This window comes from Larkinella arboricola (assembly GCF_003259745.1).
Lineage (GTDB): Bacteria > Bacteroidota > Bacteroidia > Cytophagales > Spirosomataceae > Larkinella > Larkinella arboricola.
On record NZ_QLMC01000004.1, the window covers coordinates 524,130 to 544,880 of the forward strand.

Here is a 20,751-nt window from a genome sequence, read left to right on the forward strand (position 1 = left end):
GTTAGGCGACTTTTTTGCCCTTTTGAAACTTATCGCGCTGACCCAGATAAAGGCCCGCCAACACCAGTACCGTGCCCAGAAAGGTGTAAATCGTCAGCGGTTCGTCCAGCAGAATGGACGAGTAGGCAAAACCGAAAATCGGGCAGAGAAACAGCCAGAGCGACGCCTGAACCGCATCCTGTCGAACCAGGTAAAACCAGAGTTGCAGGCCAATGACGGAAACCGGGATGATCAGCCAGAATACCGAGCCCCAGAACCGGGCGTCGTAGTGTGAGTGGTCAAAATCGGCAAAGAGCAGCGTGAAAGGGAGAAGCAAAATGCCGCCGATCAGCACCTGCCAGCCGTTGATAACCAGGTTGGGCAATTGCCACGTAAACCGGGCATAGTATACCGTAGCTGCCGAAACCGAAACCATGCCGCCCAGCAGAATCAACAGACCCGACAGCGTTGCGTAACTGCCTTCCAGGAGCGGATACGTCGCCAGCAGTACACCCGCCATCCCGAGCGCAATGCCCAACCCTTCGTACCAGCGGATGGGACGACGAAGCCAAAGGGCCGAAATCAGGGTAATGAACAAGGGATTGGTAGCCGTTGAAAGACTACCAATTCCGGCTGAAACCTGCTTGAGCGCCAGTACAAACGCGCCGAGGTAGATGGTGGTATTAAGAAGGGCAAAAATTGTCAGCCGGGTAAACTCCAGCCGGTTCGGTAGGGCGTTACGCTGAATACCGTGCGCCACCAGCAACATCAGAGGACCAGCAATAAAAAACCGAATTTGTGCCAGAATAAGCGGATCGACCGACAGAACGCCGAATTTGGTGGCCGCCGATGCTGACGCCCAAAGCGCGGCAAAAAGCAGACCGGGGAGGAAAAATTTCATACCGTAAAGGTACGGGGAAGCTTGTTGTTGTACCAGTCGCCCCATTGAATTTGCAAAACCGTTTGGTGCCCTCACATTCTGCGTTACCAAATTACTGGTCGTGAAGGTTGTCGATTGTGTGCCATACGCCGACAACCGGGCAAACGTTGCTCTCCTGAAGATTTTTGCGGGAGGAGGGTGGTAAAAAACGTCCCTACGGATTTTAGCCCGTAGGGACGGTGTGTCAAAACCCGATTTTTCCCTTTCGGCCCGGGCCATCTTTCCCGTCGACATATTCCTTCAACTCCGCCAGTTCTTTTTCAAAACCGCTGCTGAGAATCGGGAAACGACACCAGGTTTTGGGGTCCACGTTTTCGTCGTCGAGGTGGAACGACGGCGCATACCGTTCGCGCTTCCACTGGTTGCGGCTCCAGAGCCGGAAAAACCGGTCGACCGACACGTAAAGCTGTTCCCGACTATACTGTCCGTCAAAGATTACCTCCATGTGCTGCATGACTTCCTTCGGCGACTGTTTATCCCGAATGGCGGCCTTCTCAATGGCATTGAGAACCTCATACGGCATCAGGTCTTCTTCGTCGGTTTGCTTTTTGTCAAGCGGACGAAGTTCGGCGGTGGGTTGCAGGTTGTTGACGGCTTTCAGTCCTTCCACTTTGATCGTGCCGCCCACGCCCTCGGTTTCGGCCCAGCGGAGCCAGCCGCGCAGATAATGTTTGTCGATGCCGGCAATGGGGGAGATGCTGCCCGCCGTGTCGCCATCCATCGTGGCATAACCCACTGACGCTTCCGAGCGGTTGGAGGTCGACAGCAGCAGGGCGTTATGGATGTTGGCCAGCAGCCACGCGCTTGGGGCACGCACCCGGGCCTGAATGTTTTGCAGGGCAATGTCGTCGGTATTCCAGCTTAGCTTCCGGCCAATCTGGTCTTCAATGAGTTTGGTATACGTTTCGACCAGCCCGTTGATGTTGATGTTGTAGAACGTCGCGCCGATGGATTTTGCCAGCGACTCGGCGGAGTGTAAGGTATCCTTCGAACTGTTTTCAGTACCCTGATAGATGGTCGTCAGCAACGCACCGCAGATTTCCTCGACGGTATTCAGATTCTGAATCGCTTTGATGTAGCTCAGTTTCTTTTTTAAACCGTCCAGTCCGATGCTCTCGTCGGTCAGCCGGATCATGAGCGACACCAGGGCGGCAATGGCCGACGAATCCGCTCCACCGCTCAGCGACAGCACGAAACCGTGCGAACGGCTTTTGCGCAGGTAGTCGAACAGGGCCAGCGCCACGGCCCGCGCAAATTCTTCTTCTTTGAGGTGATTGCCCCGTTCCCAGTATTCCAGTTCCGGTTTCTGAACCACGGGCTTGATTTTCGGAAAATCGAACTGGGCGGCTACCCGCAGGTTGGGGTACAGATACGCCAGATTGACCTTGTTCTGGACCTGGCTCAAACGCGTGTCGTCCACGTCGATCACGGCGCAGACCAGCATATGATCGGCGTAGCTGAAACGCGGCCCCGACACCAGCAGCTGACCGTTGGCGGCAATCATGGCGTCACCGTCGAAAATGGCCCGGCCCGATTCGTTGCCCAGCAGGTTGCAGTAAATGTAGCTCACGCCGAACGCCCGCGAACCGTCGATCACAAACCGCTCCCGAACCACGGACTTGAAAAACGAAAAGTGGCTGGCGCTGGGATTCAGAATAATATCGACACCGCGTTCGTGCAGGCTGCGGCCCGGTCGGTTGGCAATCCAGGCGTCTTCGCAAATCTCGAAACCGATTTTTACGCCCGATACATCAAACAGCAGATCACCGACCGGATAGGTAAATTCGCCAATCTGGATTTCGTCGCGCACGCCCGCCGTCCAGGGCTGGAACCAGCGGCTTTCGTAGTGAATACCGTTATTGGCGACAACCTGCTTACAGACAAAGCCCAGAATCCGCTTGTCGGCAATCAGACAGGCCGTGTCGTAGGTGCGGTTATTGGCCAGTCGCAGCGGTAGGCTGACGGCCACGATAATCCCGCCGGTATGCGGCACAATTTCCAGCAGGCTTTGTTTGGCCTGCTCGATCAGCTCGTTGGAGAAGAACATGTCTTCGCAGCCGTAGCCGGTGATACATAACTCAGGTAGGCATAAAATACTGACTTCCTGTCTTTTAGCGTCTTCAATGGCGTCGATAATCGTCCGGCGGTTGTGTTCCCAGGCCATCGGGATCTGGTTGACAACACCGGCAGCAACTTTTATGAGCTTCATGTATGTGGTTTTTCGCTTTTTACAAGAATAACAAATCTGGAGGAGAAATTGGTTTATTCAGGAATTCGCGCAGAAAATCGCGTCGAGCCTGATGTTCCTGCCGTCTCCTAACGTTGGCGCATTTTCAGAATCAGATCGGTTCTCAACTGATGGAGTTGCTGCTCAAGCCCCACCGGGTACGCGTGCGGGTTGGTGAACCGCTTGATGCTGGGGTGAAGCCGGGCCAGTTGTTGCTGAACACGGTTCCGCACCGCCTGAATGGCGGGGGGCGTGTATACGGGTTGCCCTTTTCGAAAGACCGGTACCAGTAAATCTTCAAAAGCCGTTGACTCGGTAAAACGACGCTGGCGTGTAAAGTCGTAAGGGTCAATCATGGTGGACGGGCCAGCCGGTGGGGTTTCCTCGTTGTAAATCATATCGGAGATAAAACCGCGTTCGTTGTAATACCGTCGGACCTGCTGGATACCCGGCGTTGAAATCTTGATGGCCTGCTCCGACAGTTTCAGCTTATACTCCCACTCACCCGCCGGGTTCTGGATGGCGGCCAGTTTGTAGACCCCACCCAGGGCGGGTTGATCGTATGCCGTCACCAGTTTGGTACCAATGCCCCAGATGTTAATCCTGGCCCCCTGTTGTTTCAGGCTGGTGATAAGATATTCGTCCAGGTCGTTACTGCCCACAATACCGGTTTCCCCAAAACCGGCTTCGTCGAGCAGTTTGCGGGCTTCGATGCTCAGGTAGGCCAGATCGCCCGAGTCCAGCCGGATGGCGCTGAACTGGTAGCCTCTTTCTTTCAGCTTTTTGCCGGCTTCGATGGCGTTTTTTACCCCCTGAATCGTGTCGTATGTATCGACCAGTAAGGTCACGTTGTTGGGCAGTACATCCGCATAGACTTGAAACGACTCCAGTTCGCTGTCGAACGACATCACCCAACTATGGGCGTGCGTACCGCGTACCGGAATCCCGTAGAGTTTTCCGGCCAGCACGTTGGAGGTGGCATCACACCCGCCGATGTAGGCGGCCCGGCTGGCGGTGATGCCGCCGTCGATACCCTGTGCCCGGCGGAGGCCAAATTCAAGTAGTGTATCGTTCTGGGCGGCTAGCCGCATCCGGGCGGCTTTGGTAGCAATGAGCGACTGAAAATTGACCAGCGTCAGCAGGGGTGTTTCGAGCAGCTGACACTGGAGGATGGGGCCACGCACCCGCACCAGCGGCTCGTTCGGGAAGGCCACGGTGCCTTCGAGCACGGCGTCGATGTCGCCGGTAAAGCGTAAGGTGTGCAGATAATCCAGAAAAGCCGGATCGAACAAGGGCTGCCCGTCGGTGCCGGTCAGGGTGCCGAGGTACTGAACATCGTCATCGGAAAAGGAAAAGGCGTTCAGGTATTCAACGACGCTCGACAAACCGCAGGCAATTGTAAAGCCGCCCTGGAAAGGATGTTTACGGAAATATAGGTTAAAAACGGCTTCTTTCTCGGCCGTGCCGGACTTCCAGTATCCGTAGGCCATTGTGATTTGGTAAAGATCGGTAAGCAGGCTGAGCGAGGTATTGTATAAGGGTTGAAGCATCTTTATATATAAGGGGTGTTTCTACTGCTTCCCTATTAACTATCAAAAGCCGGTTCCGTTTAACCTCTTTTAACGTCCGTTAACATCTTTTTTATTGAAGAATGCAACCTGTCCGCTCATCTTTGCATCTGGCAAGTGGTACCCGTTCCGACAGAATACGGCCTTTTACCGGTCATCCATATAAAATGACCATCTATGTAAGATCAGGTTCTATGTAATACATACTACTTAATTTTGAGCCGTAGTCATTAAGTGCCGAGCAGTAAACAACGCGAGTCAACGCGTAAGCAGTAAACAACAAGTTACTATTAAATCTCATGAAAACCTTTATCACCGCTGTGTGTGCATGGCTGGTCATGACATCGGCAATCGCTCAGTCTCCTCTGAAAGGAAAAGTGCGCGGGCTGGTTATTGATCAGCAGCAGAAACCGTCGGAATTTGTCACCATCCTCCTCCTGAAAGCCAAAGACTCCACACTGGTGAAGGGAGCCGTAACCAGCGATAAGGGACAGTACGAACTCGACAACGTAGCCGAAGGTCGTTACCGGGTTGCAACGTCACTGGTAGGGTATCAAAAAGTATATTCGGAACCGTTCACGATTGATGCCGCCAATCCGGAAGTACAGGTCAAAACCCTGACGATGGTGGAAGAGGCCAAAAGCCTGAACGAGGTAAAGGTGGTGGCTAAAAAACCGTTCATCGAACAGGAAATCGACCGGACCGTTGTTAACGTCGAAAACAGCATCGTTTCGAGCGGCAACACGGCGTTGGAAGTGCTGGAAAAAGCTCCCGGTGTTACCATCGACCGCCAGAACGATAATATCCAGTTAAAAGGCAAGTCGGGTGTGATGGTCATGATTGACGGCAAACAGACGTATTTGTCGGGTCAGGAAGTGTCGAACCTGCTGAAAAACACGCCCAGCGATAACATCGAGAAAATCGAAATCATTACTAATCCTTCGTCCAAATACGATGCCGCCGGAAATGTGGGCATCATCAACATCCGGATGAAGAAAAACAAGAATTTCGGGACCAACGGAACGGCCATTGCGGGAGTAGGGTATGGCCGGTACGAGAAAGCCAACGCCAGCCTGAACCTGAACCACCGCGTGGGCAAAATCAACGCCTTCGGAAACTACAGCTATTTTCATAACCATCGGTTTCAGGAAAATGAGCTGAACCGGATCATTCCGTACAACGGGACTGTTACGTACTTCGATCAGGCATCGCACCGGCCCAACCGCTTCGACGGGCACACATTCCGGACCGGCGTCGATTATTTTCTGAATAAAAAAAGCACCATCGGCGTTCTGGCAACGGGGTTTCTCAACGACTGGCGGCAGCCGAACGGAATCAACAATGCCGTGATCCGGAACGAACAGGGCCAGATTACGCTCAAACCGACTACCGATGTTTCGGTAAAAAACAAGTGGTCGAACCTGACGGGAAACGTTAACTACAAGTATGATTTTGACGGAAAAGGTCGTGAACTAACCGCCGACCTCGACTATTCGCGCTTCAACGGCGATTCGTACAACAACCTGAACACGACCTACCGGAACGCCAACGACAGCATTGCGCAGCCCGCAGCACTGGTTCGGAACAATATGCCCTCCGAAATCGACATCTGGGCGTTCAAGGCGGATTACGTACATCCGCTGAAAAAAGGGGCTAAATTTGAAGCCGGTGTAAAAAGCAGTTCGGTAAAATCGGATAACAACCTGGTTTACGAAGACTTTGTGGACGGCCGCTGGTTGGTCAATCCGGGTCAGAGCAACCGCTTCAAATACACCGAAAGCATCAACGCGGGTTACCTTAATTTTGCGGGCAAGCTGGATACGAAAACCCGTATTCAGGCCGGATTACGACTGGAACATACCTTCTCGCGGGGAAATTCGCTGACCCTGAACAAAGTTGTTGACCGGGATTATACCAACCTGTTTCCGACGCTGTTTCTGTCGCGCCAACTCGATACCAACAACGTGCTGAACCTTTCATTCAGCCGCCGGATCGACCGCCCGAACTATCAGAATCTGAATCCGTTCCGGTTTTATCTCGACCCGTACACCTACCAGCAGGGCAACCCGTACCTGAAACCGCAGTTTACGAATTCGTTTCAGTTGACCCACGTTTACAAAGGCAAGTTTTCGACGACATTGGGCTACAGCCGCACCACCGATGTGATTGTGGACGAAGTGCCGGGCCAGATTCCCGAACAAAACATTACCTATGTGACAACGGACAACCTGGCGACGCAGGATAACGTTAGTCTGACGATGAGTTTTCCGGTGGCGGTGACCAAGTGGTGGAATATGCAGAACAATATCAACATTTTTTACAATAAGTACGAATCTCCGTACCTCGGGGCACAGTATAATGTAGACTTCGTTGCCTTTAATGTATACACTTCACAGAACTTTGTCCTGCCCAAAGGCTTTACGGCCGAGGTATTCGGGTGGTATAACTCAAAAAGCATTTACGGTTTTTACACGGTCCATCCCCAGGGCGCTTTTGGGCTTGGCGTGCAGAAATCATTGATGAAGAACAAAGCGACGCTGAAACTGAACGTCAACGACCCGTTCTGGCTGAATAAATTCCAGGGATACGCCAAGTATCAGGATATTGATTTCAAGATTCGGGCGCGTTGGGAAAGCCGGATTGCCCGTCTGACGTTTACATACCGTTTCGGCAACCAGAATGTGAAAGCGGCCCGTCAGCGTAGCACCAGTACGGAAGCTGAACGGAACCGGGCCGGGGGCGGAAATAATTAATAATCGTTAAATAAATGAAAACGGCGGACAGTTTTTCACCGCTCCGCCGTTACACTATACAGATAATTAGTTTAGGTTAAGAAAGCAGAAAGCCATTCCCACTTTGAGGAGTGGCTTTTTCATTGTTTAAAAATAATGTACCAACAAGGAATTTCAAAATATCATTTGGTAATTCATGGTAACTGAGATTGATAGAATGGCAGTGTTTTCGTAATTATAATTTAAAAGTCATAAAAAAAGGCCGTTCATGACGGCCTTTTTTGCGAATATGTGAATAAATAATTTTCATTCAGGAAAATACAATTTTTTACCCCGAATGACGTATCACACTCCATAACTTAGTCCAGAGCCGCAACACCCGGTAAGGCTTTGCCCTCCATGTACTCTAGCAGGGCACCGCCCCCCGTTGAAACGTAGCTGACGCGGTCGCCGTAGCCAGCGTTGTTGACGGCTGAAGCCGAATCGCCCCCGCCGATGAGCGAGAACGCACCGTTGTCTTCCGTCGCTTTCACCACCGCATCGGCAATGGCATTGGTACCGATGGCGAAATTCGGAAACTCAAACACACCCATCGGACCGTTCCAGAGAATGGTTCTTGATGATGCAACCACTTCGGCAAACTGCTTCACGGTTTCGGGACCAATGTCGAGCCCTTCCCATTCGTCGGGGATTTGGCCGGTGGCCACCACCTGACGGTTTGCGTCGTTGGAGAAATCGTCGGCAATGACGTTGTCAACCGGCAGGTACACCTGAACGCCTTTTGCTTTTGCTTTTTCGAGCAGTTCAAGCGCCAGCTCCTGTTTGTCGGCTTCGAGCAGCGATTTTCCGATGCTGCCGCCCTGGGCTTTGGAAAACGTGTAGGCCATTCCCCCGCCGATGATGAGATTATTAACTTTGTCCAGCAGTTTCTCGATGATCAGGATTTTATCCGAAATTTTGGCGCCCCCCATGATGGCAGTAAACGGACGGTCAGCGTTTTCCAGTACCCGCTGGGCGTTGTCCAGTTCGGCCTGCATAACGTATCCGCAGACTTTATCCGTAAAGAACTGCGCAATGACCGCCGTGGAAGCGTGGGCGCGGTGGGCCGTTCCAAACGCGTCGTTGACCCAGACATCACCAAGTTTTGACAGTTTTTCGGCGAAACCTACGTCGCCTTTTTCTTCTTCTTTGTAAAAGCGCAGGTTTTCCAGCAGCAGCACTTCGCCCGGTTGCAGGGCGTCGGCCTGCTCTTTGGCCGATTCACCGATGCAGTCGTCGGCAAATTTAACATCGACGCCGAGCATGATCGACAGCGGACCGACGAGGTGTTTCAGCGAGTATTTATCTTCCGGACCGCCTTTGGGCCGACCCAGGTGCGACATCAGCACGCACGAACCGCCATCCTTCAGGATTTTATTAATCGTCGGCAGCGTGGCTTTCATTCGCGTGTCGTCCGTAATTTCAAATTTATTGTTCAGCGGAACATTGAAATCAACCCGGATCAGGGCGCGTTTACCGGAAAAATTATAAGCGTCTAGTGTTTTCATACGGAGGTTCTCTGTTGGCTAATAAAATCGGCCCGAACTTAGGAGTTTTTAGTCAAATGAAGCAATCTGAAAATTAGCTTATTGGATTTGTTATAAATTAAATTATATGGTTTCAATTTTGTGGGTTTCACTATAAAACGTTTGCTCTCATATATGATGCTAATACCGCTCTCCACTGCCGCCCCCGCCGAAGTCGCCACCCCCGAACTGCATATCCTCTTTGGAGCCAGGATGGCCCGAGGTAGCCTGGATGGTTGACAGCGCTTCGGCATTCAGGAACAATTCTTTTGGAGAGTCTTCGTCGGGCCGGTCGGTAAAACCGTTGCGCGGTACGCTGAGGTAACGAATCAGGAAAATGGCGGTCAGAGCCAGGAGGATTCCATTGCTAATCAGGTAAAATTCCAGCGAAAACACCGGGTAGTAATACCGCCAGGTCGCCAGGGCCAGGCCCCAGCCAATAGCCCCCATGATCAGCAACGGGCGTTCTTTCTGACGAATACCGAGATAGAGCAGGACAATCGGAACAGCGGTGGTCAGAAGCCAGAACAAGGGTGCCAGGGCGATTTCGGGCGCTTCGGCGGGCCGTTTGTCCAGGGTCCAGTAATGCAGTTGCCGAACGGCGAAGTAGTTGCAGCTAATCAGCAACTGGGTTAGTGACAGCCATCCCAACAGAATGAAGTTGTCGCGCCAATACACCAGATGATCGCGGTTTTCGTACCGGCGGGCCATCCCATATAAACCCGCCGATATGGCCATCAGAACAAAAGGCAACCCTGTTTTTCCGGCGGGGAAGTCCAGAAAGAAATCAAACAAAGCGGTTATGAGGGTGGCAAAAGCGGCCATGGTCAGCAACAGATCGCTGTAGTACCAGACGCCCATCAGCACCAGGGGGAGGATAATCAGGCAGTACTGCCAGGTGGGCAGGTTGTTGGGAAGAAGCCCCACGACACCCGCCGTTACGAGCGCAACAGCCGCAATCACCAACGCATTGTCAACGCCCGAGCGGTAATAGTTCCGGCTGTTGATCAGGCGCCCCGCCAGAAAACCAACCGCCAATCCAGACCCGATGTTAAAAACGTGATAAAAGACGTCGTGATTGAACAGTTGACCCAGCAATGTAGCCAGCAAAAAATAACTGCCGCTGGTAGCCACGATGGAAAAGACAAACAAGCCAATCTCGATAAAACCGTTGGATTCGCGAAAACCGACCGGAAATTTCGCCTGGATCTGCGCCAGTTTTGCAGCATCGAGCATCCCCTGCCGTTGCCAGCGCGCGACATACTCCATCAAGCGTTTGTTATGCACCCAGGTTTCGTTATATGCTTTCATGGAATTGCGTGTTGAGTTAGGAGGGCTAACCGTTAATTTTTGCCCTCTTCGCTTTTTACCCCGGGAACTGCATCAATCTTGCGGTTGGCCGATAAATAGACGGTAACACCGATGCCGGTTATAAGCCAGTATAGATACGTGGCTTCGTCGCGCAGATGCAGGTAATGAAAAACCAGATAGGTCGCGCCAATGTAACCGTAAAACGTACTCATCAGCAAAAACAGAAACGACCGTTCCCGCCGGGCGTACCAGTCGAAACCAGCGCAGGCCACCGCCAGCGCCAGGGCAAACTGAAGGTGGAGATTTTCAAAATTGAACAGGCCCGCCAGCAGCGCCACCAGCAGCAGATTTCCGGCAAAACCCAGCGTCGTAATGGTAAAATGGGGCTTGATCCGTTGCCTATCCAGCATCAGAGCCCCAACCATCAGAAAAATACTCAGGGCCAGAGCCGAGAGCAATACCGTCATGTCTTTCAGATTGCCTTTGAAATAAAACTCCAGCGGCCGCACTGTCACACCAATCCACGAAATCAGGGCCGTTAGCCCCATTGCCAGGACGCCCCGGTGGTCGAACAGATAAGCCAGGCTCAGAAACAGGATGGCGGGGAGAAAGGTTACCAGACCGTAACGCGTGCCGAAAATGGTGTACTGGTATTGCAGATACCCTTCCAGGCTCAGAAAGAGCAGACAGGCCAGCAGCAGGGCGTAATCGCCAAACGGCGAACGGCTGTAGCTGCGGCCCCTCGTGAAAGTGCCTTTATAGCGAACGGCAAACGCAAAGCTGGCGGCACAAAGCACCGACAGGGCAATAATCAGAAACGTATGACCAATCTGATCAATGTATTTGTAAATCAGCCAGCCCGTTCCCGTGGTAAACAGGAGAATGCCAACGTAGAGCAGCGACCGTAATTCCCAATGAGCCGAGAACAGTTTATGATCTTCAACCGTCTGAATGCCAGCCCGCTGTTTATCGTTGATTAATTGCTGATCGGCAAGTTCTTGTAAGACCCTTTCCGGGGACATATTAACGATAAATGGTGTTATAGATATAACAGCAAAGATGAACAAATGGATTAAAAAAAGAAGACCCTGAGGAAATGAACGGATTTTCACCCGGGTTCTTTTTTCTTTTCTTTCTGGCAAAATATGGCAACAAAACCGCAGCAGGTTGAACTACCTCCCAAATATTACCTTGATTATTTCCGCTATCTGATCGGATTTGTCCAGCGGATGTATGGTCATCTCTTAAATGACGCAGAAAAAGAATTTATCCATCGGTTCCGGGAGCTGACCGAAGATGCACAATGCATGTACGTCCGCTTCAGCAACCGCCGGAGTACGTTCTTTCGGATTCAAAAACTCCAGTACAAAGAAATCGAAGACCTGCCCGCGTCCGTGGGCGAACTGCTCCTGAACGGTTTTATTGAGCGGCTCAACCCAACGCACGAAGCTATGGGGGAGGACGTACTGAACACGTTTACCAAGCCCGAGTTACTGGAATTGCTGCCGCTGGACCCGGAGGAACTTAAACCGCTGGGAAAAGCCAAGAAAGAGAACATCGTCCGGTATTCGCTGCATGAACTGGATTTTGCCCGGATTGTCGAAAGCCTGACGCAGTACGAAACCGTGGTAAAGCCGAATTTTGATGCGGAGGTGATGATGCTGAAATACCTGTTTTTTGGCAACCGTTCGGCGGATATGACCGAATTCGTGATCCGCGATCTGGGTATGGTTACCTTCGAACGGTATGACGAATCGAAGCTGACGGCCCGGTTTCGAAGCCGCAAGGAAGTGGAAGACAAGCTGCTGATTTCGTTGACAAACGAGGAGTTTCGGGAGCTTCGGGATTCGGTAACGCCCCCGGAAGATGTGTACAACTGGTTTATGAACTGGGACGAGGTCAAACCCGAACTGAGTGAGATTGCAATGCCCGGTTATGCCAAGCTGGTGACGAACATCGGCGGTTATCTGGAACGCCAGAAAATGCCCGAACAGGCCATGCAGGTATACAACCTGACCGACCGGGTTCCGGCCCGCGAACGGCGTGTGCGGCTCCTCTTCCGCTCCGGCCTGATCGACGAAGCCCTGGCGTTGTGCGACGAAATGGCCCTGAGTCCGCAGAACGCCGATGAACGGTATTTTGCCACCGATTTCCGGGAGAAGATTCAGAGCGCCGGGGAGAAAAAACGCAGCCGTAAGGCCACCACACGGTTTTTGTCGGATGCCGAAAGCGTCGATATTCCGGCCATTTACCGGCACCACGTCGAAGCGGGCGTGATGAACCACTTTCTGGAAACGGGTTGGGAAGCCGCTTTCACCGAGAATTACCCCTGGCGCGGGTTGTTCGGGCTGGTGTTCTGGGATATTATTCACGACGCCAATGTGCAGACCATTCACCATCCGCTGCAACGGATGCCGTCGGATTTTTACCTGCCGGATTTTTATGTGAAGCGGGAAGCGCAGTTGAAAAAACGCCTGGCTGACCTGCAAACGCGCGATGCCTGGAAAAAGCACATTGAAACGGTGTACTTCGAGAAATACGGTATTACCAACGTTCTGGTGGACTGGAACGAGGAACTCCTGAACCTGAACCTTCAGATGATTGAGCTGCTGGAACCGCAGCAGTTAGGGCTGATTATGCTCGAAATTTCCCGGAACCTGCGCGAAAATACACGTGGTTTTCCGGATCTGATGGTCTGGAACGAACAGGGCGTGTATGAGTTTGTCGAGGTCAAATCACCAACCGACCACCTGGGCGCGCAGCAGCTTCATTGGCTGGAGTTTTTCCAAATGATCGGCGTTCACGCGCGCGTATTGCGGGTTATCTGGACGGCTTAAGGAGTGAAGAGTTCATTCATTACTCCTTAGACGCTTCCTGCCCGCAAAAATACCGGAAACCGCACCTCCCGTTCGTCGTTTCCCCAGGCGGTAGTTAACTGCTCGGCCATCCACAAAACCGGATCCGTACCGTGTTGCTGGATGTACTTCTGCACACTGGACCAGGTGCGGAGGTAATTCAGGAAACGGTCGAGGTTCCAGACGCGGATAACCGTAAATTCCCGGTGTTCAACCCGGCTGAAGGGGAAGGGGATGCGGGCGTAGCGATCCTCGATATGCTTACGGTTGACATCCCAGTAGGGACCGATAATGTGTTCGTAGAAATGGTAAAAAGCCGGATTAATGACCGGATTGATGTCGGCCATGCCGTATCCCCATTCGGCCAGAACAGCGCCCGGTTTGGCAACGCGCCGGACTTCGTGATGAAACGCATCGGCATCAAACCAGTGCAGGGCCTGCGCGACGGTAATCAAATCAAACGACCCTTCGGGAAAAGGTGTTCGTTCGGCGGGACAAACCGTATAGTGAAGGTTGGGATACTGTGCGGCTTTTTCCATTTGCTGCGCACTAATGTCCGTGGCCTCAACCGTTGCAAACTCTTCCGCCAGCACATGGGCTACCTGGCCGTTGCCTGTTGCACAGTCCCAGGCTTTTTGGCGGTTTGTTACCAATCCGAAGAGATAGGTATATAATTCGGTGGGATAGTCAATCCGGTATTGGGCGTACAGATCGGCATGGCCGGAGAAGCGATCAAGAATTGCCATAGGGGATGCGGTTTTATATTTTCTGACTCAGGGAGTGCGCAGCGGTTTCGTTCATTAAATTTAAATTTTTTTAGGAGATATTAAACCTTGCTGGCAATTGGTTGTCATAAGAGTAGGATAAGGAAAAAGCTGGGCTAGTGTTGGTCTATATGACTTAGCCTTTTAACTTTGCTAGTCTAAGTCCGTTGGTAATCATAACTTATAGCTTTTTTATTTGGATTTACATGAAAAAAACGTTTGGACTGCTCATTGCTGTTGCCCTGACCGCAATTACCGTCGATAGTAAAGCACAAACTGTGATTCCTGACGACATCAAAGCGTTGCTGCAAAAGAACGCCTGTCTGGCTTGCCACAATCCGGATACGCGTTTAGTGGGTCCTCCTTACAAAGAGGTTGCGAAGAAAAAATACACTGATGCTCAGATTGTTGAGCTTATTTATGACCCAAAACCCGAACACTGGCCCGGTTATCCGCCGATGGCTCCGTTGAAAAGCGTTCCGAAGGATGAAGCCCTGAAAATGGCCAAGTGGATCAACTCACTGGATGGCGGTTCGAAAGCGCCGGCCAAGAAACCCGCAGCCAAGAAGAAAGCGTAATCTTCTGACTGTTCCTAACCCAAAAAACCCGCTATCAGCGGGTTTTTTGGGTTATACTTATGTTGTATGAAGGAAATCTAAAACCCTTCATCAATCGGCGGCTCGTTGAAAATCCGCTGCCGGACGGCTTCGTACAAGACCACCCCCGTTGCCACCGACACGTTCAGCGACTCGACCTGCCCCACCAGCGGAATGCGGGCGTGGTGGTCGGCCAGACGCAGCAAATCTTCCGAAATACCGTCGTCTTCCGATCCCATGATGAGGGCCGTCGGTCCGGACATATCCACGTCGTAGAGGTAATGATCGGTTTTTTCGGTACAGGCCACGACTTTAATACCGGATTCCTTTAGGTATTTTATCGTCTCCTCCAGATGCACTTCGCGGCAAACCGGCAAGTGGCTCAGTGCGCCCGATGAGGTTTTCATGGCATCGGCGTTGATCAGGGCCGCACCCCGCGCCGGAATAACAATGCCCTGTGCCCCGGCGCATTCGGCCGTTCGGGCAATGGCGCCGAAGTTGCGCACGTCCGTTATCCGGTCGAGGACCAGCAGCAGTGGTATCTGCCCCTGTTCGTACACCCCCGCAATGACGTTCGAGAGTTTGGCGTAATGAATGGCCGATACGAAACAGATCGCGCCCTGGTGGTTTTTGCGCGTAATGCGGTCGAGCTTTTCGGCCGGAACCCGCTGAATAGTCACGCGCCGTTCAAACGCCAGTTGCTGAATTTCAGGGTAACTGCCTTCTTTGACCAGATAAAGCCGGTCGATATCCTTACCCGAACGCAGTGTCTCGGTAACGGATTGGATGCCAAACACCATCTCCTCGCTGGAGTATTGTTTGGGCTTGTTCTGATGATACGGATTTACTCGCGAATTGCGCCGGTTCTCCATGCTTCAACGACGGGATACCAGACGGGTTGATATTCAACATATCGCACCAGTTCGTAGTGATCCTCCACAAATTGATTAGGTTTTCGATTAAATGTAAAATTGATTTCCGACACGTTGGCCCGCTGGTTATACACCCACACCTCGCGGTCGCGGCTGCGCTGCACGCGGTCGGGCGGACCCAGCACAATGTAAATCATGCCTTTGTCGGTTTTCCAGCCTTCTTTGTAGGTCGTAAAAAGCCGGTTGGCTTCTTCAACCCGTCCGTAGTAGGCTTTAATGGCACCCCGCGCCAGACTCTGATCACCGCCCATCATGGTCAGCCAGTACCGGTCCAGTGCTTTTTTGAAGTCTGTCGCCGAATTTAACCCGTTAATTTCGGTGTTGGTACTGACATACAGGACAGGTTTGACCAGTTTTTCGGGGCGGGTCAGTTTCGGAAACCGGCGGTCGGCGACAACCAGGCCGATTCCGGACGCATCGGTGGTATCTTCCAGAAAATAATACAAGCCCTCTTTCGGCAGCGTAAACGGCTGGTTGGTCGTAATGTTCATTGTCGAGTCAATGTCCAGCGTTTTGGTCGTCGGGCGGGGCGTGGTGTTCATCGGCGACTGCGCGGGGTCGAAATCGTGCCGGTAGCGATACAGGTGCAACGGTTTGGAAGCCGCGCCGTTTACATCCCGGATCACGACGGTATCACCGGCATTGATGAAATGATGGAGCTGCGGCAGGTTGGTTTTGGGGTTGAAAATCGCAAACCGGTCGCCCAGTTTAACGGTTTTAAACCGAACGGGCAGGTCGTTCAGAACTTTCCGGCCGGTGCTTATTTCGGTAATCTCGTTCAGCATCACGCCGTTGGCTGCGTTGGCTGGTTTCTTGACATCAAAGAAAACCGTCAGTACATCACCTGCTTCGGGGGAATTTTCGCGGACCACCGATTCGGCATTGAGCGGTACATTGCCGTAGCCAAGCCGTTCGCGGCTGTTGTAATCCGGGTAAATCACGTAATTGTACATGAACTGGGATGTAAAGTCTTCCACCGTCGCGTGTTCGCTGCCTTTCCGAACCATCACATTCATATACACCCGAATGGTAGACGAATCTTTTCCCATAAAACGGCCTTTGGTGGACACCACGCGCCAGTTGCTCTCAGCGGGTTGCGGGTTGGTCTGGGCGGGTTGCGAAGCCGTCCGGGTGCCAGACCGTTCCGTCGGGCGGTCGGCGGTACGCTCACGGGGCCGATCGTTCGGTTGTTCGCTGGTACGTTCCATTCGGTTGGCCGCACTGTCCGTATTTTTATTTCGTTTTCCGGACGCACAGGCCCCAAGCAAAGCCGTACAGAGTAGGATAACTGCTATTCTCATACTGATTTTAGGGTATTCTTCCATACAACGAACAAACCCGCCAAACCCGTCAACTTCAGGACGTTATTTCTTTGCCAGGTAAAAGAAATCCAGACTACCGGCGGGGGTGTTTGTCAACTGATAATCCGTATACCGGATTTCGGCCGCCAGACTATCTGCTTCCAGTAACTTATTTCGGTTTAAACGGTTCAGTAAATCGTACGGAATCTGGAGCATCCAGCGCGGCAGCCGGTGTTGCAGATCGAATACATCGTAGCGCGTAATCTTCTCAACCGACTTTTTATTCTGCTCGTAATAGTCCATCACTTTTCCGTTGCCGTGGATGCCCTGCGTTTCGACCGTCGGAAAATACCGTAGCAGCAGGTTCTTCAACTCATCCGCCGTGTATTCCCGAACGTGCCACGGATTGCGGGTCAGCGAAAACAAACGATTTACCGTCGTCAGCAGTAGGGTTCCACCCGGTTTCAGTACGCGGTAGGCTTCCTTCACAAACAGGTCGTCGTTCTGAATGTGTTCGATCACCTGAAAGGTAACAATATAATCGAACGTATTGTCGGCCAGACCGCTCAGGGGCGGAATGTTTGCCTGAATAAACGTTGATTTGGGGTATTCCTGACGCAGTGACTGAATCAGCGCGTCGTTTTTGTCGATGCCGGTATAATGATCAGCCGCCTGGGTCAGCAACTCCAGACCGCGCCCCCAGCCGCACCCGATTTCCAGCACCTTACCGCGCACGATCTGGGCGGCTTCGACGTATGGAAACAGCAACCGCTGGTGAACGGGGTTGTCGGAAGCAATTTCGGCGGAGGTAATTTCTGTGGTTTTATACATAACATGCCGGGTTATTGAGATCGGGAGGATGATTGGAACACAAAACCGTCCATCCTGAAAGCCCTGAAAAATCCCTTTAATCCCAGTTCTAGATTTTACGGTAAAGTTACGGTATTTGCCAGAGCTTTAAAATTCTTTAGGCCGTTGGCTTACTCTTTATCGGGTTTGTTGGCTTGCTTGATGGCTTTCCCGATTTCGTCCCACTGCTCCGGACGGATCATGTCCAGGTGATTAAACTCTCCCGCCGATAGGACTTCCCCGCCGTCGATGGTGATGCATTCACCGGTCATATAGGCTGAATAGTCCGACAGGAGGTAGGCTGCCAGGTTCGCCAGTTCCTGATGATCGCCCACGCGTTTGAGCGGAATGCGGCTGGTGGGGTCCAGCATCTGGACTAATGGTTCGGGAAAAAGCCGGTCCCAGGCTCCTTTGGTCGGAAACGGACCGGGCGCAATGGCGTTCAGGCGAATACCGTATTTGGCCCATTCTGCCGCCAGCGATTTGACCAGAATCAGGGCCCCGCCTTTGGCTACCGCCGACGGTACCACGTAGCCGGAACCCGTTGTTGCATAGGTTGTTGAAATATTTAAAACCGTGCCGGGGATGTTGTTATTGATCCAGTATTTTCCGACCGCCAGTGTGAAATAATACGTTCCGCGCAGAACAATGTCGACTACCACGTCGAAGGCTTTGTACGACAATCGCTCCGTTGGGCTGATAAAATTGCCCGCCGAGTTGTTCAGCAAGCCGTCGATTCGGCCAAACCGTTCGATTGTCTGGGCGATGACGTTCTCAATTTCCTGCGGATTCCGGACGTCGCAGGCCAGTGGCAACACCTGACCACCCGTTTCGTCCATCAGCTCGGCGGCCGTGGCTTCCAGAACGGGTAACTTCCGGCTGCAAATAACGACGTGAGCGCCTAGTTGCAAAAAGTACCGGGCCATCGATTTCCCGAGGCCGGTGCCACCGCCTGTAACAATAATTGTTTTATCTTTCAACGCGTCCTCGCGAAGCATTCCATCTGTTTTTATCATACCTGGACAATTTAAGGTTATGGGTAGGGTTGATCGTTTATCCAATGGGGTAAGGACCGCAACTGATAAACTACAGGTAAACTAACCGTATTTTTGCGCGTAAACCAAAACCGTATGCATCCCGAAACACTTGCCATCTACCAGAACCGTGTAACCGACGCCAACGCCGGGGCTGTTGCTCCCCCGATTTCCCTCAGTACCACCTTTGAACGGGATGCTGACGGAGCCTTTCCGCACGGCCACGTATATGCCCGCACCAGCAACCCGAACCGCGATGCACTCGAAGCTGCTCTGGCCGCTCTGGAGGGTGGTTTTGCCGGTCTGGCGTTTAGCTCCGGACAGGCTGCTACTATGACCTTGCTGCTGGGGCTCCGGCCCGGCGATCATGTTGTGATCGGCGATGATGCCTACCACGGAACGCCGGCGTTGCTCGAAGAACTTTTCCATCCCTGGGGGCTGACCTATACCCGCGCCGATTTCACGAACCTTGATGCTATTCGGGCTTCGATTCACGAAAATACGCGGCTGGTCTGGATCGAAACACCATCCAATCCGCTGCTTAAAATCGCCGATATTCAGGCCATTGCCGACCTGGCGCACGAAGCCGGGGCGTGGTGTGCCTGCGACAATACTTGGGCCACGCCCATTCTGCAACGTCCGCTCGACCTGGGCTGTGATGTGGTGATGCACTCAACCACCAAATACATCGGCGGCCATAGCGACGTGCTCAGTGGGGCGCTGGTTTTTAAGGAGGACGGCGAGTTCTACCAACGGGTTCGGCGGTATCAGACGCTGGGCGGGGCCGTTGCCGCTCCATTCGACTGCTGGATGTTATTGCGGGGCATTAAAACGCTCACTACGCGCGTCCGGGCGCAATCGGCAACGGCTTTGCAACTGGCCGAATTTCTGGACCGGCATCCGGCGGTCGAAGCTGTGTATTATCCGGGACTGGAAACGCATCCGGGCTACGAGATTGCCCAGAAACAGATGACGATGTTCGGGGCCATGTTGTCCGTGCAGATCAAAGACGGAGCCGAAGCCGCGATGGCGGTAGCCGGACACGTACAGCTTTTCACCCGGGCTACGAGTCTGGGCGGGGTTGAAAGCCTGATCGAACACCGGGCGTCGGTGGAAGGGCCAACCACCAGGACCCCCCAGAATCTGCTGCGTATTTCGGTCGGGCTGGAACATGCCGATGATCTGATTGCGGATTTAGAGCAGGCGCTGTTTCACGCCAAATCGCTTTAAACCGTTACCAGACGGCTTTTCAACTGGGTTAGCTGCTCGCTTAGGGTCCAGAGCTGACTGGCATTGAATTGGCTCTGGGCCGCTGCGCTGGGCACTTTTGGGCGGCATTTGGCGAAATACAGGCCCGTTTGTCCTTGTACGTCAGGGGAAGAAGTCAGGTAAATGCTGGTTTCAGCCCCTTTCTCGGGACTAATGAAAAACGGCCGCATCAGGCTAAAGACAAGACTTTTCACGCTGCTGATGGATTGACCAAAATTGGTTTTGACAGCACCCGGATGCAGGCTGTTTGCGGTAATGCCGTCGTCTGCCAGGCGCTTTGCCAACTCGTTGGTGAACAGAATATTACACAGCTTTGATGCGCCGTAAGCCCGCATACCGTCGTACTTGCGCGGTTTTGCCAGTTCTTCGATGACAAACCCGTGGTCCCAGCGGTGGGCTTCGGACGAAACCGTGACAATGCGCGGATCGGTGCCTTTCCGGAGCAGGTTCAGCAGCAGGTTGGTCAGCAGGAAAGGGCCGAGGTGGTTGGTGGCAAAGGTCAGTTCGATGCCGTCGGGCGAATCCTGTTTTTTGTCGATGTACAAACCGGCGTTATTAAGCAGTACATCAAGCCGGTCGTAGCGATCCGCAATTTCGCGGGCGGCCTGCATCACGGACACCTGGCTCGCCATATCGCACCAGACCAGATCGACATGGCCGGTTTTGCTCACTTTTTTGATTTCCTGACGAACGGGCCGGGCTTTTTCCATATTCCGGCACAACATAATAATGTCGAAGCCCTTCTTTGCTAATTCCAGGGCCGTTACTCGCCCAATACCGGAATTGGCACCGGTGATCAGACAGGTTCGGGATGGATTCATGAGGTTAA

Annotated in this window: 16 protein-coding genes; 4 read left to right on the forward strand and 12 right to left on the reverse strand. The window is 52.7% G+C overall.

The genetic code is table 11. From position 1 onward, the window contains the following. Position 1: 1 nt before the first annotated feature. The 3 genes from LX87_RS17845 to LX87_RS17855 all read right to left on the reverse strand — a co-directional run bounded on the left by LX87_RS17845 (position 2) and on the right by LX87_RS17855 (position 4,696). Positions 2-880, reverse strand: coding sequence for a DMT family transporter (locus LX87_RS17845; RefSeq protein WP_111629890.1), 879 nt, complete (start codon positions 878-880; stop codon positions 2-4). 223 nt (positions 881-1,103) lie between these two features. Next, positions 1,104-3,128 (reverse strand): NAD(+) synthase, encoded by a 2,025-nt coding sequence (nadE, locus tag LX87_RS17850; protein ID WP_111629616.1) that lies wholly within the window; start codon positions 3,126-3,128, stop codon positions 1,104-1,106. Positions 3,129-3,235: 107 nt separating this feature from the next. Continuing rightward, complete coding sequence (locus LX87_RS17855; RefSeq protein ID WP_111629617.1) at positions 3,236-4,696, reverse strand: nicotinate phosphoribosyltransferase; 1,461 nt, start codon at positions 4,694-4,696, stop codon at positions 3,236-3,238. Positions 4,697-5,013: 317 nt separating this feature from the next. Between LX87_RS17855 and LX87_RS17860 the strand changes: the two genes are divergently transcribed. After that, positions 5,014-7,467: a TonB-dependent receptor gene (locus LX87_RS17860; RefSeq protein WP_111629618.1), complete on the forward strand. Its 2,454-nt coding sequence runs from the start codon at positions 5,014-5,016 to the stop codon at positions 7,465-7,467. Positions 7,468-7,805: 338 nt separating this feature from the next. Here LX87_RS17860 and LX87_RS17865 read toward each other — a convergent pair whose 3' ends face one another. The 3 genes from LX87_RS17865 to LX87_RS17875 form a co-directional block, all read right to left on the reverse strand. Next, positions 7,806-8,993, reverse strand: a complete 1,188-nt coding sequence (locus tag LX87_RS17865) for a phosphoglycerate kinase (protein ID WP_111629619.1) — start codon at positions 8,991-8,993, stop codon at positions 7,806-7,808. A gap of 159 nt (positions 8,994-9,152) precedes the next feature. Beyond that, positions 9,153-10,322 carry a hypothetical protein gene (locus tag LX87_RS17870; protein ID WP_111629620.1) on the reverse strand — a complete coding sequence of 390 codons (1,170 nt, stop codon included), beginning with the start codon at positions 10,320-10,322 and terminating at the stop codon, positions 9,153-9,155. A 32-nt stretch (positions 10,323-10,354) separates the two neighbouring features. Next, positions 10,355-11,344 carry a DUF2157 domain-containing protein gene (locus LX87_RS17875; RefSeq protein WP_111629621.1) on the reverse strand — a complete coding sequence of 330 codons (990 nt, stop codon included), beginning with the start codon at positions 11,342-11,344 and terminating at the stop codon, positions 10,355-10,357. A gap of 123 nt (positions 11,345-11,467) precedes the next feature. On the opposite strand from LX87_RS17875, the gene LX87_RS17880 reads away from it, so the two are divergent. Then, positions 11,468-13,159 carry a VRR-NUC domain-containing protein gene (locus LX87_RS17880; RefSeq protein ID WP_111629622.1) on the forward strand — a complete coding sequence of 564 codons (1,692 nt, stop codon included), beginning with the start codon at positions 11,468-11,470 and terminating at the stop codon, positions 13,157-13,159. Positions 13,160-13,185: 26 nt separating this feature from the next. On the opposite strand, the gene LX87_RS17885 is transcribed toward LX87_RS17880, so the two are convergent. Further along, positions 13,186-13,923 (reverse strand): class I SAM-dependent methyltransferase, encoded by a 738-nt coding sequence (locus LX87_RS17885; protein WP_111629623.1) that lies wholly within the window; start codon positions 13,921-13,923, stop codon positions 13,186-13,188. Positions 13,924-14,147: 224 nt separating this feature from the next. Here LX87_RS17885 and LX87_RS17890 point away from each other — a divergent pair, with 224 nt between their 5' ends. Next, complete coding sequence (locus tag LX87_RS17890; protein ID WP_111629624.1) at positions 14,148-14,519, forward strand: c-type cytochrome; 372 nt, start codon at positions 14,148-14,150, stop codon at positions 14,517-14,519. A 77-nt stretch (positions 14,520-14,596) separates the two neighbouring features. Here LX87_RS17890 and rlmB read toward each other — a convergent pair whose 3' ends face one another. The 4 genes from rlmB to LX87_RS17910 form a co-directional block, all read right to left on the reverse strand. Then, a complete protein-coding gene (gene rlmB, locus LX87_RS17895) occupies positions 14,597-15,409 on the reverse strand; it encodes a 23S rRNA (guanosine(2251)-2'-O)-methyltransferase RlmB (RefSeq protein ID WP_111629625.1) in 813 nt (270 codons plus the stop codon). Next, positions 15,382-16,770, reverse strand: coding sequence for a GWxTD domain-containing protein (locus LX87_RS17900; protein WP_111629626.1), 1,389 nt, complete (start codon positions 16,768-16,770; stop codon positions 15,382-15,384). Before LX87_RS17900 ends, rlmB begins: the two co-directional genes overlap by 28 nt. Positions 16,771-16,833: 63 nt before the next feature. Then, positions 16,834-17,601 carry a class I SAM-dependent methyltransferase gene (locus LX87_RS17905; RefSeq protein ID WP_111629627.1) on the reverse strand — a complete coding sequence of 256 codons (768 nt, stop codon included), beginning with the start codon at positions 17,599-17,601 and terminating at the stop codon, positions 16,834-16,836. A 149-nt stretch (positions 17,602-17,750) separates the two neighbouring features. Continuing rightward, positions 17,751-18,635 carry an SDR family oxidoreductase gene (locus LX87_RS17910; protein WP_229310712.1) on the reverse strand — a complete coding sequence of 295 codons (885 nt, stop codon included), beginning with the start codon at positions 18,633-18,635 and terminating at the stop codon, positions 17,751-17,753. Positions 18,636-18,749: 114 nt separating this feature from the next. Between LX87_RS17910 and LX87_RS17915 the strand changes: the two genes are divergently transcribed. Beyond that, positions 18,750-19,883 carry a trans-sulfuration enzyme family protein gene (locus tag LX87_RS17915; protein ID WP_111629629.1) on the forward strand — a complete coding sequence of 378 codons (1,134 nt, stop codon included), beginning with the start codon at positions 18,750-18,752 and terminating at the stop codon, positions 19,881-19,883. On the opposite strand, the gene LX87_RS17920 is transcribed toward LX87_RS17915, so the two are convergent. Continuing rightward, the gene (locus LX87_RS17920; RefSeq protein ID WP_111629630.1) at positions 19,880-20,743 is read right to left on the reverse strand and encodes an SDR family oxidoreductase; all 864 of its coding nucleotides are present in this window, start codon (positions 20,741-20,743) and stop codon (positions 19,880-19,882) included. The two genes, LX87_RS17915 and LX87_RS17920, sit on opposite strands and share 4 nt — an antisense overlap. Between the last annotated feature and the right edge of the window lie 8 nt (positions 20,744-20,751).